This window comes from Burkholderia sp. BCC1638 (assembly GCF_902833195.1).
GTDB lineage: Bacteria > Pseudomonadota > Gammaproteobacteria > Burkholderiales > Burkholderiaceae > Burkholderia > Burkholderia diffusa.
The window spans coordinates 117176-135724 of the sequence record NZ_CADFEC010000015.1 but is presented as its reverse complement, the minus strand read 5'-3'; the positions used below and the strand labels follow the sequence as shown (position 1 = coordinate 135724).

Here is an 18549-nt window from a genome sequence, read left to right as displayed (position 1 = left end):
GCGAGAAATAAGGTGCATCCTCGGGGCAAACTTCTCCGAATGGGCGGCGCTTCGCTTCGGTATCCGGCCATTCCCCGCCCACATCGCCGACCACCTCGCGCGATCGCCTATTAATCAGTGTTTCCCTAGAGCATTACGCACTATCAAGGCGTAAACATCATCGGATAGCCCTCGTAGTCCTTCGGCATGACCTTCTCCAGATAGGTTGCCGCGCTTTTAAGCGACTCGCCTAGCCATTTGAAACCGGCAGTAACAATCTCAGTCGCATGGACCTTCTTGTCCAGATAATCCAGACCGTACCCCACCGCACACGCAACGACGATGGTACCAACCACGATCCCCCATACGGGCAAGCCAGCTGTGCCGAAGAATCCAACAATCAAACCAATGACAAGCGACGTGACGGCCGCATTCAGTCCGGCCTTGGTGACATCAATAAGAATCTTCCCAAGCAAATCGGAGACATGCTTGCGGCGCTTGCCTTCATGATCGATCTGCTCGTAGTCACGCAGCCACTCGGCCGTATCCAATGCAATCGTAAAGACGAACGCGATTCTCCCGGCATTTTTGAACGCCCCCTTGACGGCCTCCTTCGCCGCGGCCGCGCGGGACGCGGCGTTGCCGGCGCCGCCTGCGATCGTCAACACCTTTTCGTGCTGCACACCATATCGCGCCGCAGACATTAGCTGACGCAATTTCTGGTTGCCCGAAAACACGACGTACCACTTCTCCCCAGCATTCTTATGAACGACCTTTACTAATCGAAATTTTTGCGACCAAAGCTCGCTTGCCCATTTCTTGTTGTCGTTAAGGAACGCAGCGACTCCGGCAAGTTGGGCCGTCAGCCAGTTGCGCGTCGCAATCTTGTTTGGATCAATCGCGGTTTCCTCCGCGCCTCCTGACGACAGCGCATCTAGGATTTCGTGGGGCACCGCGGCAAGATTGACTTCGGTTACGTGTGCATACTGCGTCGACTTAACGTCGGCATCGGGACTCAAATTGATAGGTAGGGGAAATGCTCCCGCCTGTCCGATAGACAATGGGTCTGGTTCAAACGTCTGTAGCGGCCGAAGCACGGCCCCTTCCGGACTTGAACCGATCGGCATGCCAAGCCGGCCCACCTGCGTTGCTGCAAACGGGGGCTGACTAGTCGACGTGTTGAGATTCATTGCGATGATGATCGGTTCCGGTTTGGCCTTCGGATCGGAGCTACCGTCAACCAGGCCAAACTGAAGCATTGAATATCGCTGAAACACCTTCCCGTCGCGCTTCAACACCAATTCGCCCTTGAAATCGCGTCCGATCCAGATGTGGTAGCGCTGGCCGTCCGCGAAACGCCCCTGCTTCACACGCTTCTTTTGCGCGACGTCATACATCCAGTCTTCCGGCGCCTCGACGGTGTAAGTCGCGCCTTTGCTTATATGAAAATCAAAAATGACATCCCGATGCTTGCGCAGCAGCACCGTGATATCCGACTCGGCCCAGCAACTCACCGGCTCCCCCGGCAGATCAATACAAACGTTATGTTGAACAAGCGCCTTGCCGCCCATTTTCACTCTCCCGTCCGCTTGACCTGACTGGCCACGAACTCGTCAAAATCGATGTTCTTCAATTCCGCCTTGCCTTCCGCGTCGAGCGCGACGCTATGCTCGGTCCCGTCTTCCGTCGTGAACTTGATCGGCTCCCCGTGCGGCACGTTGCCGTCGGCATCCACATAGCGGATCCGCATGTCTGCCTTCTTGCCTTCCGCCTTGAACGTCTTGTGCATGCTCGTCGGTCCGCTGAACGCATGCTGTCCGCCCTTCACGTCGATCTTGCCCGGCGCATGAATCTCGATGTTGCCGCCCTTGATCCGGACATACGCGCCACCGGAAGTCAGCAGAATCTCCTCCTTCGCGACGCCTTCGATCGTTGAGGTCGCCGACAGCACCTTGATCGTCTTCTGCGCGACCATCTCGACGTTGTCGTTCTGCGCCTGTATCTCGACGGCACCTTTCCCGGCGAACAGCTTCATCCCCGCGTTCTGCGCGAACAGGCTCAGCTTTTCCTTGACGCTCGCCACCAGCGATTTCCCGCTGGTGATGAACGTACTTTGACCACTGACGATATTGGTCTGCCGGTCGCTTGCCAGATGCACCGACTGCTGCGACGCCACCCCGATCCCCGCCGGGCTCGCGAACAGCATCACCGGCTCCTTGAACGCATTCGCATTCCCCGTCCCGCCGCCGCCGGTCCTGCCGCCGCCCGTCGTCGCACCCGCCACGCTGTTCTGCGTTGCATCGGTGAACTGCTTCAGCGCATCGTGACCGGCGCCGAGACTCTCCGCCTGATGCATCTCGCTGACCTGCGACATCGACTCGACCAGCCCCTGCGCATTGGCCAGCTGCTGCTTCGCTTCGCTCACGTCGAGCGGCTGGCTGTTCGCCTGCTTCGGATGCGTCGTCACGTACAAACCCTGCCCGGCGCGCATCGCACCGTACGCATCCGTGCGCAGGTCGAAGCCGGAACCGAGATACGCACCGCGCGTATTGCCGTTCTGCTCGATCAGATAGCCGAGGTGAAGCAGCGAATTCGCGCTGCTGCTGAACAGGCGAGCGCGGTTCTGCCCGGTCGCGTCGTCGAGCACCATCTCGTTGTGGCCCGACCCCGCATACTCCTTCGACCGGAAGCCCGACAGGATCCCGTCGCTATGCCACTGCGGCTTGACGGCGCCGTTGTACACGCGATGCATGACGATCGGCCGGTCGCAGTCGCCGCCGATGTAGCCGATCAGCACTTCCTCGCCGACCCGCGGAATATGCACGCCGCCGTAGCCGCCGCCGGTATCCGACTGCACGACGCGCATCCAGCACGATGCCGTCTCGCGGCCTTCGCTTTGCCGGTCCCAGACGAACATGACCTTGATCCGGTTCAGCTCGTCGGTGTACACCTCTTCGCCCTTCGGCCCGACGACGACGGCCGTCTCGAGCTGCATCGCGGGCTTGCGGTGCTCGAACGGGCTGCGATACGGCACGCTCGCGCGCTGCGCCTCGACCTCGACGAGATAGAACCCGGCGGAACCGTCGTCATGCCCGACCTGAAACGCAGCCGCCTCACCATGACCGACCTTCGCCTGCGCCAACTGGTCCTGCAGGCTATGCGGGAAGTTCGCTTCGTGGTCCGAGATCGGCAGATTGTTCTCGATGTAACGCGTGACGCCGATGGCCGCGAATTCGCGATCGCTCGCCGAATCGCGATCGTGCTCGGGATGACCGGTCAGCGTGAAGCGCCGGCCGGCATCGATCGCGCGCACGCCGCCCACGCCGAAGAAGCGCTTCGCGCGCGACTCCCACTCCTCGAGGCGAATCTTCGACAGATGTTCGCCGCGGTCCTGGCTCAGATACGTGTACGCGCCGGTGTATTCGTAGATTTCCGCCTGGCCCGGCAGGTCGCCCTGGCCGGCCTTCGTAGGCAGCGACGTGCCGTTCGGATTGCCCGCCGACGACGGCGATTTGTAGTCGAACGTGCGCGTCGTGTGCAGCGTGCTTTGCAACGTCCGCGACGCGGCCCATTGCGTGAAACCGGCCGTTTCGGTGCCCGTGCCCGAGCGGTCGAACGTGACGGCATTCGGCGACAGCGCATCGACTGCATGCACGTCGTCGGTGATGACGAGCGTGTGCGACTTCCCGTCTTCGCCGTGCCGCCAGAAACCGAACAGCCCTTCGTCCTCCATCAGCCGATGCACGAAGTTCCAGTCCGTTTCGCTCTGCCGGCAGTATGACCGCGACGGCAACGGCTTCGACAACGCGAACTGGTATCGGCCCCTGGCCTGCGGATGCATGTCGAACACGTCGGCGAGAATCGCGTCGACGGGCTTGTCCTGCCAGTACCGCATGTCGCTGCGGAACTTGAGGAAATGCATCCACGACGCGAAGCGCAGCTGATAGCTCGACAGGCTGCCGTCGGCGCCGAGCCGCCGCGCCGTGTGCACATAGCCGTTGATCGGCAGATACGACTTGTCCGCCTGCTGGATCCACAGCGTGATCGGTTGCGCGATCAGCGTCTTGAGCTCGACGTCGCTCGCCGTGGACACCAGATCGAGCGTCACGCTGAAATCGCGACCCAGCTCGGAACGGGTCACGGCGCGGCGCGGCACGAGCGCATTGTTCGGCAGCGACGGGATGTCCGTCTTCAGCAAGCGGTCCTGCTGAATCAGGCCGCCGCGGATCGCCTGTGCCAGTTCGGTCACGTTCATGCGTCTTCCTGTTCTTGTTGCCGCGAGCCAGCCGGGCCCGCGCTCTCAGGTCAAGGTTCCGTCGTTCAGGACTGCTCGTCGGGCCTTACCCCGAGCAGTTCGCGGATGTGCGACAGCGACCCGTCGTCCTTCACGACACTCTCCAGCCACTTGTGCAGCGGCATGTCGGCCCATTCGGCGGCCTTGTCCGCGAGATACGCGACCGGGCTGTGCGGCTCGGTCTGGCGGAAGTAACGCGCGACGGCACGCAGCTGGTCGACGGCCTGCGCACGGTTCTGGATGCCGGCGATCATCTGCGTCACCGGCGGACGCGGAGCGGTCTGCGACTGCACGTGGGTCTCCTCGCTGTGGAACGTGTCGCCGAAGCTCGGCTCGATACGCTCGGGCTGCGCCTGCGGCGCCGACGGCGCATGCGGCGCGCTCCCCGTATAACCCTGCTCGCGTGCGAAGCGCTCGACGAGCCGATACACGGTCTCGAACGCGTCGCGCGCCTGCCGGAAGCTCGGCGCCGAATCGCCGGCGCGTTCGACGAGCCGCTCCTCGAACGCATCGAGCGCGAATTCGAACGCCTTCAGGTTCGCGAGCAGCGTCGTGTAGAACGCGATCGACGTCACGCGCCGCGACGCATCGACCTGCTCGACCGACGGTTTGCCGCGCGCGATGTCGTCGGCGTGTTCGGGGTCGCGCTTCACGGCCTGCGCCACGTGCAGCGCGACTTCCCAGTCGAGCGTGGTGAACGCGTTCGACGCGCCGTCCGTCACCGGAATGCCGCGCAGCAGCTCGGCCGTGCGGCCGGACAGCCACGCGACGTTGCCGAGCCGGTATTCGACGTCGTCGCCTTCGGGCAGCGGATGCACGGTGTCCCAGTAGTCTCGGCACAGGCCTTCCAGCAGCGCATAACCTTCGGTGAGGCCGGTGATGCCGTCCTCCAGCGCGAGCGCCTCGGTCAGCCACACGGCGAGCCGCAGGTCCTTGGTGCGCGTGCGCAGCAGCTCGCCCGCGTGATCGACGACGAAGCCCCAGTCGGCCTCCTTGATCTCGGTCACCCACTCGCCCTGGTCGAGCGTCGGATCGTCATAGCGCCGCGCGTCCTGGATCGCGTCGAATTCGTTCGAGAACAGCAGGTCGTCGCCGCTGGGCGACGCGTCGCTGATCGGCGTCAGCAGCTCGGGGAGATTGATCGGCATGGTTCAGTGAATCCGTTGATGCATGAGATGTCGCGCGCGCGGGCTCATTCGACCGTGTACGCGAATTCGCCGGCCTCGTCCGCGCGCACCGCGATGCGCGCGATGGCCGCGCCGTCGGCGATCCGGCCGAGCACGTGGCCCGCGATCTCCGGCAGCAGCGTGCCGTTCAGGATGTGGTCGACGTTGCGGGCGCCCGAATCGACCTCGGTGCAGCGCGCGAGCACCGCGTCGACGAGCGATTCGTCCCACTCGAACGCGGCCTTGTGGTTCGCTTCGATGCGGCGGCGGATCCGTTCGAGCTTCAGCGCGATGATCTCGGCCAGCACGTCGTCGGAAATCGGGTAGTACGGCACGACCTTCATCCGGCCGAGGAACGCCGGCTTGAACGTCTTGTACAGCTGCGGCCGCAGCGCCTCGGCGAGCGCGTCCGGATCGGGCAGCTCCTCGGCCGGCTTGTTCAGGCATGCCTGCATCACCGCCGCCGACCCGACGTTCGACGTCAGGATGATCAGCGTGTTGCGGAAGTCGATCTCGCGCCCTTCGGCATCGTCCATCGTGCCCTTGTCGAATACCTGGAAGAACATCTCGAGCACGTCCGGGTGCGCCTTCTCGACCTCGTCGAGCAGCACGACGGAATACGGATTGCGGCGCACGGCCTCGGTCAGCACGCCGCCCTCGCCGTAGCCGACGTAGCCCGGCGGCGAACCCTTCAGGCCCGACACGCTGTGCGCTTCCTGGTACTCGCTCATGTTGATCGTGACCATCTTGCGCTCGCCGCCGTACAGGATGTCGGCCAGCGCGAGCGCGGTCTCGGTCTTGCCGACGCCCGACGGGCCGACGAACATGAACACGCCGCGCGGCTTGTTCGGATCCTCGAGGTTCGCGGTCGCCGTGCGCACGCGCTGCGCGATCGCGTCGAGCGCATGGTCCTGACCGATCACGCGCGCGGTCAGCAGCGGCTGCAGGTTCAGCACGGTGTCGATCTCGTCCTTCACCATCCGGCCGAGCGGAATGCCCGTCCACGCGGCGACGATCTCGGCGACGACGTGGCCGTCGACCTGCAGCGGCACCATCGGCTCGCCGCCCTGCAGCGCATGCAGCGCCGCGACGCGTTCGGCCAGCTTCTCGCGCGTGGCCGGCACGTCGACCGGCTCGCCGTCTTCGGACGGGCCGCGCGCCTTGTCGAGCGTCTCGCGCAGCACGGTGATCTCGGCGACGATCGCACGCTCGGCTTCATAGCGCGCCTCGTCCTCGGTCAATTGCGCGAGCGCCGTGTCGCGTGCGCCGCGCAGCTCGCCGAGCCGCTCGTCGTGCGCCGCGCCGCCCGACGCCTCGCGCTCCAGCGACGCGATTTCCGCGTCGATGCGCTCGATGCGCTTCTTCGTGTCGTCGATCGCCGCCGGCGTCGCGCTGTGCGCGAGCGCGACCTTCGCGCACGCGGTGTCGAGCACGCTGATCGCCTTGTCCGGCAGCTGGCGGCCGCTGATGTAGCGATGCGACAGGCGCACGGCCTCGGTGATCGCGTCGTCGAGAATCCGCACGTTGAAGTGCTTCTCCATCAGCCCGGACATCCCGCGCAGCATCGCGGCCGCGAGCGGCTCGCTCGGCTCCTCGACCTTCACGACCTGGAAGCGCCGCGCGAGCGCCGCATCCTTCTCGAAGTACTTCTTGTATTCGCTCCACGTCGTCGCGGCGATCGTGCGCAGTTCGCCGCGCGCGAGCGCCGGCTTCAGCAGGTTCGCCGCGTCGTTCTGGCCGGCCTGGCCGCCCGCGCCGATGATCGTGTGCGCCTCGTCAATGAACAGGATGATCGGGTGCGCGCTCTTCTTCACCTCGTCGATCACGCTCTTCAGTCGGTTCTCGAACTCGCCCTTCACGCTCGCGCCGGCCTGCAGCAGGCCCATGTCGAGCACGTGCAGCGCGACGCCGCGCAACGGCGGCGGCACGTCGTCCGCCGCGATCCGCAGCGCGAGGCCCTCGACGACCGCCGTTTTGCCGACACCGGCCTCGCCGGTCATGATCGGGTTGTTCTGGCGGCGGCGCATCAGGATGTCGATCGCCTGGCGGATCTCGGCTTCGCGGCCGATCACCGGGTCGATCTTCCCGTCGCGCGCGCGCTGCGTGAGGTTGGTCGTGTACGTGTCGAGCGCGGGCGTCTTGGACGGGCCGGCCGCGGGCGCGGCGCCGTCGCCAACCGGCGCGACGTCGCCGTCTTCCGCATCCGCCTGGCGCGGCTCGGCCTCGCTCGACCCGGCCATGATCTCGTCGAACTTGTGCTTCAGGTCCGTCACGTTCATTTCCGCGAACTGCGACGACATGCGCTGCGCGAACTGCGCGAGATCGGGCGCGGTCAGCAGCGCGAGCAGCAGGTGCCCCGAGCGGATGCGGCCGAGCTGCGAATCGAGCGACGCGATCAGCCAGGCCTGCTCGAACAGCGCGATCAGGTGCACGGAGAACACCGGCGTGCGCGTGTTGCCCGTCTTCAGGCGCGTGAGTTCACGCTCGAGATCGGCACGCAGCGCATGCGGATCAACGCGGCTCGCGCGCAGCGCGAGCGGCAGGTCGCCCGTCGCTTCCTCGAGCAGCGCGAGGAACAGATGCTCCAGATCGACTTCGTAGTGGCCGCGCGCCAGGCACGCGCTCGCCGCGCGCTCGGTCGCGTGCCGGCACAGCGGATTCAGTTTCGTGATCAGGGTCTTCAGAGGCGTGCTCATGGCGTCGATCTCAGGTTCGATTGCGTGTTTGTTGTCGTTCGGAATCAGTGAATCACGTGCAGTTCGTAGCGGGCATCCGAGCGGTCGTCGACCGCGTCGCGCGTGCAGAGGAACGCGTCCCAGCCGAGCCGCGAGCCCGCGCCGAGCACGCTCGCGCCGACCTCGGTGCGCTTCAGCACGAGCTTCACCTCGTATTCGAGCGTGACGCCGGCGAGCAGCGTCAGCATCCGCTCGAGCGCGACGGCCTGCGCGCCGCCCGGCAGGAATGCCTCGTAGTCGCGCTTGGACAGCGGGCCGACGACGATCCGCGCGCGCATGTCGCGCTGCCACACGCGTTCGCCGACGAGCGCCGTCGCGCCGAGCACCGCGTTGACTTCGCCGAGCACGCTCAGCTGGTCGGGCGGCACGTCGTACCACTTGCCGACGAACTGGTCGATCTTCACGGGCACGCGGAAATAATCGGACAGCGTGCGCTGCAGGTAGGCGGCGGACATCGGCCGGTGCCGCGCGGCGAGCGCGTAGCCGGCAACGGCCTCGTCGAGCACGCCGCCCGCGCCGGCCGCGAGGCTGTCGCGCACCTCGTCGCTCGGCACGCCGGCGATCGCGAGCAGGAGCGGCAGGTAGCGCTCGTCGCGGTCGAGTTCGTAATGGAACGGCAGCCGGTACTTCTTCCACGCCGCGTAGAACAGCGCGGTCGCGCGGTTCGAGAACACGTCGAAGAAGGCGCGCGCCGCGTGGTCGCGCTTCAGATGCTCGCGCGCGACGATCTGCTCGGTGTAGTGCAGCGGCAGCGCGCCCTGCCCGCCCAGTAGCCCGAAGAATGCGGGCGTCAGCTCGACGTGACCGAGCTCGCCGGCCGCGAGCGCGGCGCCGCGTTGCTCGCCCGAATCGAGCAGCGTGCCGCCGTCGTCGAACGAACGGGCGCCTTCGATCTCGCTCGGCGGGAAGCCGAGCGACAGCGTGTTGCGGAATTCGATGCGCTGCGCGACGACGTCGCCCTGCCGCCACGCGCCGGGCGCATCGGACGCCTGCCGCGCGAACAGCCCCTCGAGCACGCGCACCGCCTGGAAGAACTCGAAGCGGTGCGGCTCGTCGAGCAGCGCGTCGACTACGCCAGGATCGATTCGCCGGTCCGGGGCTTGCATCGGATGATCTCCTCGCCGGTGCGCTTCGACACCACGACTAGTTGAACGAAACTGTTGAGGTGGACGTACAGCCCGAAGAAGCTGTCGAGCACGCGCACGAACGACGCGAGGCTCGCGCCGACGAAGTGCTCCTCGTCGATCGTCAGGCGGATCTCGATGCCGCGCACGAAGGTCGCGAACGGCTTGCCGGGCAGCCACTGCACGGCGCCGCGCTGCTCGACGCCGGCGAGGCCGTCGATCTGGCGCATCGACACGGCGGTGCGCCGCAGGTCGTACAACGTCAGCATTTCCTTGAGCGGCGCGAGCCCGTGCGCGACCAGCGACACGTGGTTCAGCGCGAGATGCGACACGAGCCGCCAGTGCGCGGCGCGACCGCGCTCGAAGCGCACGCTCTGCGTCGGGCGCCGCAACAGCGAGATGCCGCTCGTCTGCGCGCCGCCTTCCTGGAACAGGTCGCCGCCTTCGAGACCGAACGCGAGCATCGACGGCAGGTCGCGGTTCGTGCAGGTGAGGTCGAGGCTCAGCGTGTCGGTTTGCGGCGACGTCGGCTCGAAGTCGATGTCGACGATCGAGATCTCGGTTTCGTAGCCGGGGCTTTTCTGCGCGACCCAGTCGTTGCGGCGCGCGAACCAGTAATGACCGATCCGCGCCGACTCGCCGTGATGCAGCGAATAGAACGGCCGGAACTCGATCACCGATTCTTCATGCGCCTGCTGCCGGACGAGCTTCACCGAATCGATCGAATACACCTCGTACGCGAACGCGCGGCGCGCTTCGGCGATCACCGGGTACGACACCGCGCGGTGCGTGATGCGGATCGGCTCGCCGTGCTGGCGGAACAGGTTGACGATCGGCGTGCAGAACAGCCGGAAATGGCTGGCCGTGAGCAGCTCGAGCAGCCGCGCGACGTGCGAATCGCTGCGCACGTCCTGCAGCACCAGATGCAGCGTCGCGCGCTGGCAGCGGCCCGACGCGCGCGCGATCGCCGCAAGGTCGAAATCGACGAAATCGAACTTGTCGGGGAATGCGAAGTATTCGGTGAGCAGGCGATACGCGGGGTGCGACTTCGCCGGGTAGTCGATCAGCGCGTCGTCCTCGTCGAAGCCGGCGTGCGCGATCGGCAGCTTGCGCAGCGCGGTCCAGCGGCCGTTGCGCTCGGGCTCGACATACGCGCCGAGCACGTTCACGAACAGGCAATCGGTCAGCGCGGCGACGAACGACTGCTCGCCGTGCAGGTGCGCGCGCAGCGTCGGCAGCTTCAGCGCGCCGAGATCGAGCTGCGCGGCGAGCGACTCGAACGTGATCGAGATCACGCCCGTCGCGTTGGACGGCAGCACCGTCGCGCTCGGCGCGAGCGCGACCGGCGTGAAGCGCGCCTCCGAGATGCGGATCGGCGCGAGCGTCACGTCGTATGCGGTGCGGAACCGGCACTGCACGCCGCGGATCGGACGGCTCTTCAGCTCGGTGCCGCGGTCGATCACGACCGGTTCGGTCTGCTGGCCCGGCGAGGCCGGCGTGAACTGCGCGATCGAGCACGACGGGAACGGCCGCAGGTAGTGCGGATACAGCACTTCCAGCAGCGCTTCGGTGAATTCCGGGTAGTCGTCGTCGAGCTTCTTGTTGATGCGCGCGCCGAGCAGCGCGAACGACTCGATCATCCGCTCGACGTGCGGATCCTCGCAGTGCTCGCCGGACAACGCGAGCCGCGCGGCGATCTTCGGATAACGTTCGGCGAAATCTCGCGAATAGCGCCGCAAAAACGATAATTCGCGCTCGTAGTACGGCAGCAATTCTTCCATCGACGACCCCGAGAACCTCAATATTTCCTGCCGGACCCTGAACCATCACCGGGCGGTCCGGCCCGCTCGGCGGCTTGATTTACAGCATTCTGGCCGCGCGCGTGCGCGTGACCGAATACTGCAGCGTCGACGGCTGCAGCATCGCGTCGAAACTCACCGGCTCCTCGGCCGGATGCACGACGAGCAGCGCCTGGATCGCGAAGTACAGCGCGTTGGTCGACTGCTCGTTCAGCTCGAACGTCACCTGCACCTGCTGCAGCCGCGGCTCGTGGCGCGCGATGGCCTGCTGGATCGACTTGCAGATGAACGCGCGGTCGTAGTGACTCGCGAGGCTCAGCCCCGCGAAATCGTTCAGCCCGTAGGTCAGCACCGATTTCTGGCATTCCGGCAGCGCGGCCAGCTCGATTTCGGTGTGCGCGATACGGGTGTTGAGGATCGCCTCGACGTCGCGGGCGACCGTGTTCTTTAGCTCGTCCAGCGACAATTGCCGCATCGCGGCCGAGGCCGGCAGGTGCGGTTCGTCGTCGAACAGCTTGTCGAGAAAACTGGGTTCGAATCGTTTCATAAGGGCCTGTTTCCGCTAATAACGGGCTTGCGAACGTGCGTTGCCGGTCGTAGTGCAAGAAGTGAGGAGCGCCGTTTGGCCGTGCCAAACAAGCGACGAACGACGCCGCAATACGGCCGGCAACGCACGTTCCCCTGTTCTGAAAAAATTCGTTCGTGGGGCTGGCCCCCAGAAGGGCCGATCGCGGCGTCACGCTCCTCGCGAATACGTCGAGTATTCGCTTCGTCGCAATCCTTGCGCTCGGCCCTTCTGGGGGCCAGCGCAAGCCCGTTATTAGCGGAAACAGGCCCTTGTACACAGCGAAAACGGCAACGGGACGCCGAGCGCCCCGTTGCCGCAACCGACGTTAGACCGCGTAGGTCTTGTCGTTCTTCGTCAGGCTCCAGGCGCCTTGCGTGTTGCCGCCCTGGTTGCCGCCGATCTTCTGCTGGGTCTGCTTCCACTGCACGGCCGCGTACTTCAGCGAGAACGTCTCGAGCGGCAGACCTTCTTCGCGAACGCTCGGAGCGATGCTCGAGATGATCACGTACTTGAGCTTCACTTCCAGATACTGCACGCGCTTGCCTTCACCGTCCGCGCGCGAGAAATGGACCGTCACTTCATCGAACGTCGTGCCGCCCGATGCGTGCTGATACAGCAGCGGGCTCGACGAATCGATTTCCTTCGTGAAAATCATGTCGCCGTGCTCGCAGCGCGTCATCGTGTGACCGCCTGCGGTCGATGCCGTTGCCGAACGCGGCTGAACGATCGAGTGATCCCACGATTTCAGTTCGATCCAGCCCTGATGGTCTTTGTCCGCGGATTCGCCCTTCACCGCCGGACTACCAAACTGCAAGTGCATATGTAACATGGCCCTTCGACTCCCCAAAGAGGTGGTTTTAACGTCCTACCCAGGCGGCCCGCCCGGGCGATTTACTCGCTTATGAATTTGCCGGTTTGGGCAGATCAGCGACAAGTCGCAGAGAAATCGAGAGTTCGTCGAGCTGAAAGTGCGGGCGCAGGAACGCGACCGAACGATACGAGCCCGGCTTGCCCGGAATCTCCGACACTTGTATGGATGCCTCGCGCAGCGGGAATTGCGCCTTCTGTTCCTGCGACGCGTTGTCGTCGAGCAGGACGTACTGCGAAATCCACCGGTTGAGGAAAGTCTCCACGTTCTGCGCCGATGCGAAGCTGCCGATCTTGTCCCGCATCATCGCCTTCAGGTAGTGCGCGACGCGCGATACCGAGAAGATGTACTGAAGCTGGGCGGACAGGACGGCGTTCGCATTCGCGCTGTCGGTGCTGTATTTTTTCGGTTTCTGCACCGATTGCGCGGCGAAAAACGCAGCGTAATCCGAGTTCTTGCAATGCACGAGCGGGATGAAGCCGAGGTCGCTCAGCTCCTTCTCGCGGCGATCGGTGATCGCGATTTCGGTCGGGCACTTCAGCGCGACTTCACCGTCGTCGGTCTTGAACGTGTGGGTCGGCAGGTCCTCGACGAGGCCGCCGCCTTCGACGCCGCGGATCGCCGCGCACCAGCCGAAGTCGTCGAACGCGGCCGTCAGGCGTGCCGCGAAGGCCCACGCCGCGTTGCACCAGAGGTACTTGTCGTGCTCGGTGCCGTCGACGTCCTCGACGAAGTTGAAGTTCTCCGCGGTCTGGCCGTCCTTCGGATTGAACGGCAGGCGACCGAGGAAGCGCGGCAGCGTCAGGCCGACGTAGCGCGAATCTTCGGCGTCGCGGAACGACTTCCACTTCGCGTATTCGACCGTGTCGAACACCTTGCCGAGGTCGCGCGGCTTGCCGAGGTCGGAGAACGACTCAAGGCCGAGCAACTCCGGCGACGCCGACGCGATGAACGGCGCGTGCGCGGCCGCCGCGACGTGCGACATCTGCTCGATGAAGTACATGTCTTCCGGCTGGCGCGAGATCTCGTAATCGCCGATCAGCGCGCCGAACGGCGAGCCGCCGAACGTGCCGAACTCTTCTTCGTAGACCTTCTTGAACAGCGCGCTCTGGTCGAACTCGCTCGCGCCCTTGAAGTCGCGCACGAGGTCGCGCTTCGGTGCGTGCAGCGCCTTGATCTTGATCGTCTGGCCGGTGTTGCTTTCCTTGACCAGATAGTCCATCCCGCGCCACGTGCTTTCGAGGCGCTGGAATTCCGGCGCGTGCATCACCGCGGACAGCTGCGTGGAGATCAGGCGGTCGAGTTCCGCGACGCGCGCGTCGATCGTCGCCGACAGGTTGTCCGACACGATCACCGTGCCGTCGAGCACCTGGTGCACGAGTTCGCCGATCAGGTCCTTCGCACGGGCATGCTCGGAATCGGATTTCGCGACCTTGCTCTTCTCGACGATATCGTCGAGCAGCGAAGTCCCGGCGGCGTATTCCGCGCCGCTCGCTTGGGCCGCAGCCGTTTGCTGGTTCATCTCAACACTCCGTCGTCATTCGCCGTCTTTGTCGCCGCCGGTGCCCTTCGCGAGCTCCTGCAGCTGCTGCGTGTTCTTCAGCACCTCGGACAGCAGATCCTCGAGCTTGTCGTTGCCGGCGAGCTTGTTGCGCAGGTCGGCGAGCTTCGAGCGCGCCTCGAGCAGGCGGCGCAGCGGCTCGACCTGTTCGACGACTTCGTCCGGGCTGAAATCCGACAGCGAACGGAACTTCAGGTCGACTGCGAACTTGCCGCCTTCCGGGCTCAGGCGGTTTTCCACCTGGAACGCGGCGCGCGGCTCGATCGCCTTCATCACGTCGTCGAAGTTGTCACGGTCGATGTTGACGAACTTGCGGTCGCGCAGCTTCGGCTGCTCGACTTCCGACTGGCCCGCCAGATCGCCGACGACCCCGACGACGAACGGCAGTTCCTTCACCTCGATCGCGTCGCCCTTCTCGACCTCGTAGGTCAGCTGGACGCGCGGCGGCCGTATTTTCTGCAAGCTTTTCTGAATGCTTTCTTTCTTGGCCATCTCGACGGCTCCCAGGTTAGTTGTGGTTATCGCGTCTGTTGCGGTCAGTTGCGCAGCGCGCTGAACGGATCGGCGCCGCCCTTTTGCGGCGCGGCGGCAGGCGTCGGCGCGGTGGTTGCGGCTGCAGCCGCCTCGGTGGCCGGCGCCGCGCCGGCCTTCGGACGATGAATCACGCGACGCGCCGTACGCGCCTTCGTGGCGCGCTGCTCCGGCGGGAACAGCGCCGATTCGCCGAGCGTGTCGCGCAGTTGCTTCGCGAGCGCCTGCGCGTCCGACTTCGCATCGCCCGCGAGCGATGCATCCTGGCGCAGCTCGCCGAGCGACTGCGTCGCGATCCGCAGCCCCGCGACGGCGAGCACGCTCTTCGCCTGACGATCGGTCGCGTCGCGCTGCAGTGCCTCCTGCGCGGCGACGATCGCCTGGCCATAGTGGTTCTGGGCAAACTGGATCTGCGCGATGCGCGACCACGGTTCCTCGCGCGTCGGATCCGACTTCGCGAGCTGCTGGTACAGGCCGAGCGCCTTGTCCTGGTCACCCGACTTCGCAACGGCGTCCGCATCGGCCAGCGACTTGTTGAACACCTCGGCAGTCGGCGCCGGCGGCTGGCTCGCACAACCGGCGATCACGCCGCAAGCCAGCACTACCCCAGACAATTTTGCGAAGAGACGGTCTTTCATCGTTATATCCACCGGCGCGTGAGTATTAAAATCGTTGAGAATCTGGTTCTTTTGCTTTGCAAGAAGCGCGCGGGTATAGTACCGATCAATTTTTCATAATTCAATCGCTGCGTGCAGAGTAATTCCTTTTAAATCCGTGCGCTACCCCCTCGAAACGTCTCCGGCAACGGCCCGGCGACGGTTTTTCGAGCGACCGGAATGCGCAAGTTTTACTTGCTCGACAACGCTTCGCGCGGGTGACGGAAAAAATTTCCGGAAGCGCGATGCGCCGCACGTGTGCTTAATAGTTGAACGGCAGATAAGCCGGCATTCGCGATGAACGCGGAAATGCCCGGTAGTTTTGACAGGGGAGTTAAAGGCGGCACGCCGGAAACACGATGAGATCGTCCATGATTCGCTATGCGCTGCCGCTGATCGCCTGCGCGCTCCTGGCCGGATGCGCGGCCGCCCCGCTGCTCGGCTCCGCCGCGAGCGCCGTGATGCAGGCCGCCGGCATCGGCAAGCCCGAACTGCCGGATGCCCAGAAGCCGCCGCGCAACATCGGGCTCACGCTCGCCGCCGCGCCGAACCTCAACGCCGCGAACGATCGCAAGCCGCTCGCTTTAGTGGTGCGGCTCTACGCGCTGAAGGATCCGACTTCGTTCCAGCAGGCGCCGTTCGATGCATTCACCGATCCGGCCAAGGAAAAGGCCGCGCTGGGCACCGATCTGCTGAACGTGCGTGAAATCACGCTGATTCCGGGCCAGCGCTATACGGCAACCGAAAAAGTGTCGCGCGAAGCGCAGGCATTCGGCATCGTCGCACTGTTCCGCGATCCCGCCATCCAGCGCTGGAAACTGACGTTCGACCCGGCGAAGTCGGAGAAATCCGGCATAATCATCGGCCTGCATAATTGCGCGATGACGGTCGCCGACGGCTCGGTCATCGCACCGCAACAGGGCGCGCCTTCGCAACCGCTGAATTTGCTTTCGTCGGTCACCTGCGGTTAAGCATGACGCACGAATGTCAATTAACAAGAGTTAACAAATTGGCGATTTAATTCGGGCATGAACAAATCGATTACATCGCAACGCCACATTAACCGGATTTGACATGAGTTATTCGGCCAAGGTGCTTTGGGGGGAAGGGCTGTTCCTCCGGCCCCAACACTTTCAGCGGCAGGACGCCTATCACGAGGCGCGCCTGTTCGAATCCATCCAGGCGATCCAGCCGTACAACTGGGGCGTGCGCTCGGTGCGCATCGACCGCGATGCGCTCGGCAGCAACGTGCTGCGCGTGGCCGAGCTTGCGCTCGTGTTCCCGGACGGCGCGCTGTATGCCGCACCGCAGGCCGACGACCTGCCGCCGCCGATCGCACTGGACACGCTGCCCGACGGCATCAACGAATTCGTCTTCTACCTCGCGCTGCATCCGCTGCGCGAGAACGGCACCAACTACAGCGACGATCCGGCCGCCGGCTTCATGACGCGTTTCGTCAGCGAGCAGACGAGCGTCGCCGACAACTTCACCGACGCCGCCGAAGCCGACATCACGTTCCTCAAGACGCAGGTCAAGCTGATCGCGCACAGCGAGCCGCGCGACCAGCTGCTGTCGGTGCCGCTCGTGCGCGTGCGCCGCACCGCGACGTCCGGCTTCGAGATCGACGACAGCTTCGTGCCACCGTGCCTCGCGATCGAAGCTTCGCCGATCCTGCACCAGCGGCTGCGCCAGCTCGTCGACGCGCTGCAGGCGAAGGTGAACGCGCTGTACGGCTTTCACCGCGAGCCGTCGAAGAACATCATCGAATTCCGCTCGGGCGACATCGCGTCGTTCTGGCTGCTGCACACCGCAAACGCCGCATTCGCGACGCTCGCGCACCTGCACCAGCATGCGGCGCTGCATCCGGAGCGGTTGTTCCAGGAACTGCTGCGCCTCGCGGGCCAGTTGATGACGTTTTCGAAGGGCTACACGCTCGCCGACCTTCCCGTGTATCGCCATGACGATCCGGGCCCGAGCTTCGCGCGCCTCGACCTGATGCTGCGCGAGTTGCTCGATACCGTGATCTCGACGCGCTACTTCGCGATCACGCTCGACGAAGTGCGTCCGTCGTTCCATCTCGGCCGCCTCGATTCGGGCAAGATCGACGACAAGACCGAGTTCTACCTGGCCGTGTCCGCGGACATGCCGAGTGTCGAGCTCGTCGATGCGGTGCCGGCACGCTTCAAGGTCGGCGCGCCCGACGACGTCGACAAACTGGTGCTGTCGGCAATGCCCGGCGTGCGGCTGTCGTACATGCCGCAGGTACCGCCCGCGATTCCGGTGCGGCCCGGCGCGTGCTATTTCCAGCTTGATTCGCGCGGTGCGCTCTACGAGCGCATGCTGCAGGCCCAGTCCGCGATGATCTACGCGCCGACTGGCATCAATGACCTGAAATTCGAACTGATCGCGGTCACATCATGAGCTACGCGCCTTCCCTGTTCGGCGACAACGCGCCGGCCCCGCTGCATACCCCGGCGTCGACAGACGCCTCGTTCCAGGCCCGTTCGCTGCTCGACCTGCTGTACGACGGGTTCTTCATGCTGTTCCTGCTCAAGAACGGCCGCGAGCCGGACAGCGCGAGCGAGTTCAGCACGAAGATCCAGGAGTTTCTGTCGGATTTCGAGCGCGGCGCGAAGAAGCTCAACATTCCGGCCGAGGACGTGTATGGCGCGAAGTTCGCGTATTGCGCGGCCGTCGACGAGATGGTGCTGTCGTCGCAGTTCAAGATCCGGACCGACTGGGAACGCCGGCCGCTGCAGCTCGTGCTGTTCGGCGAGCAGCTCGCGGGGGAGAAGTTCTTTCAGTATCTCGAGGAATGTCGGGCGCAGGGCGCGGCGCGGTTGCAGTCGCTCGAGGTGTTTCATATGTGCCTGCTGCTCGGGTTTCAGGGCAAGTATCTGCTCGAGGGGCCGGAGAAGCTCGCTTACCTCACCGCGCGGCTGGGGGACGAGATCGCGCACATGAAGGGCAAGCGCGCCGCGTTCGCTCCGCATTGGCCGCTGCCGGACCAGATCGCGCATCGGTTGAAGCGCGAGGTGCCGGTCTGGGCGATCGGCGCCGTGTTTGCGCTGGTGGCCCTGCTCGGGTATCTCGGGCTCAATACTTATCTGAAGGACAAGACGCTGCAGGCGTTGGCGCCTTATTCGCAGGTGATCAAGGTGGGGCCGGAGTCGGCTAATTTGACGATTTCGTTGCCTTGAGGCGTGCTTCGTTCGGGTGTTGATGCTTCATGAAAAAAGGACCGCTCGGCGGTCCTTTTTTGCTGTGG

Annotated in this window: 14 protein-coding genes; 3 read left to right on the top strand and 11 right to left on the bottom strand. The window is 64.8% G+C overall.

Annotation, left to right across the window (positions count from 1 at the left end):
* Positions 1-143: 143 nt before the first annotated feature.
* From HWX22_RS19260 to HWX22_RS19210, 11 genes are all read right to left on the bottom strand, one after another.
* Positions 144-1550, bottom strand: a complete 1407-nt coding sequence (locus HWX22_RS19260) for a hypothetical protein (protein WP_175916220.1) — start codon at positions 1548-1550, stop codon at positions 144-146.
* 2 nt (positions 1551-1552) lie between these two features.
* A complete protein-coding gene (locus tag HWX22_RS19255; protein WP_175916219.1) occupies positions 1553-4234 on the bottom strand; it encodes a type VI secretion system Vgr family protein in 2682 nt (893 codons plus the stop codon).
* 65 nt (positions 4235-4299) lie between these two features.
* Entirely contained in the window at positions 4300-5421 is a 1122-nt protein-coding gene (gene tssA / locus HWX22_RS19250; RefSeq protein WP_059532808.1) for a type VI secretion system protein TssA, read from the bottom strand.
* Between the two features lie 44 nt (positions 5422-5465).
* Complete coding sequence (gene tssH, locus HWX22_RS19245) at positions 5466-8135, bottom strand: type VI secretion system ATPase TssH (protein WP_175916218.1); 2670 nt, start codon at positions 8133-8135, stop codon at positions 5466-5468.
* 44 nt (positions 8136-8179) lie between these two features.
* Entirely contained in the window at positions 8180-9280 is a 1101-nt protein-coding gene (gene tssG / locus HWX22_RS19240) for a type VI secretion system baseplate subunit TssG (protein ID WP_059532813.1), read from the bottom strand.
* A complete protein-coding gene (gene tssF / locus HWX22_RS19235) occupies positions 9244-11079 on the bottom strand; it encodes a type VI secretion system baseplate subunit TssF (RefSeq protein WP_059532816.1) in 1836 nt (611 codons plus the stop codon). The genes tssG and tssF overlap by 37 nt, the downstream gene beginning before the upstream one ends.
* Before the next feature lie 79 nt (positions 11080-11158).
* Positions 11159-11644 (bottom strand): type VI secretion system baseplate subunit TssE, encoded by a 486-nt coding sequence (gene tssE, locus HWX22_RS19230; protein WP_059465243.1) that lies wholly within the window; start codon positions 11642-11644, stop codon positions 11159-11161.
* 346 nt (positions 11645-11990) lie between these two features.
* Positions 11991-12494, bottom strand: a complete 504-nt coding sequence (locus HWX22_RS19225; RefSeq protein ID WP_006477093.1) for a type VI secretion system tube protein Hcp — start codon at positions 12492-12494, stop codon at positions 11991-11993.
* A gap of 70 nt (positions 12495-12564) precedes the next feature.
* Entirely contained in the window at positions 12565-14055 is a 1491-nt protein-coding gene (gene tssC, locus HWX22_RS19220; protein WP_039320274.1) for a type VI secretion system contractile sheath large subunit, read from the bottom strand.
* Between the two features lie 15 nt (positions 14056-14070).
* Entirely contained in the window at positions 14071-14586 is a 516-nt protein-coding gene (gene tssB / locus HWX22_RS19215) for a type VI secretion system contractile sheath small subunit (RefSeq protein WP_044845930.1), read from the bottom strand.
* A gap of 44 nt (positions 14587-14630) precedes the next feature.
* Positions 14631-15263, bottom strand: a complete 633-nt coding sequence (locus HWX22_RS19210) for a tetratricopeptide repeat protein (RefSeq protein WP_059692352.1) — start codon at positions 15261-15263, stop codon at positions 14631-14633.
* Between the two features lie 377 nt (positions 15264-15640).
* On the opposite strand from HWX22_RS19210, the gene tssJ reads away from it, so the two are divergent.
* The 3 genes from tssJ (at position 15641) to icmH (ending at position 18481) form a co-directional block, all read left to right on the top strand.
* Positions 15641-16252 carry a type VI secretion system lipoprotein TssJ gene (gene tssJ / locus HWX22_RS19205; protein WP_059532823.1) on the top strand — a complete coding sequence of 204 codons (612 nt, stop codon included), beginning with the start codon at positions 15641-15643 and terminating at the stop codon, positions 16250-16252.
* Between the two features lie 103 nt (positions 16253-16355).
* Entirely contained in the window at positions 16356-17702 is a 1347-nt protein-coding gene (gene tssK / locus HWX22_RS19200; protein WP_059532826.1) for a type VI secretion system baseplate subunit TssK, read from the top strand.
* Entirely contained in the window at positions 17699-18481 is a 783-nt protein-coding gene (icmH, locus tag HWX22_RS19195) for a type IVB secretion system protein IcmH/DotU (protein ID WP_059532829.1), read from the top strand. The genes tssK and icmH overlap by 4 nt, the downstream gene beginning before the upstream one ends.
* The last annotated feature ends 68 nt before the right edge of the window (positions 18482-18549 follow it).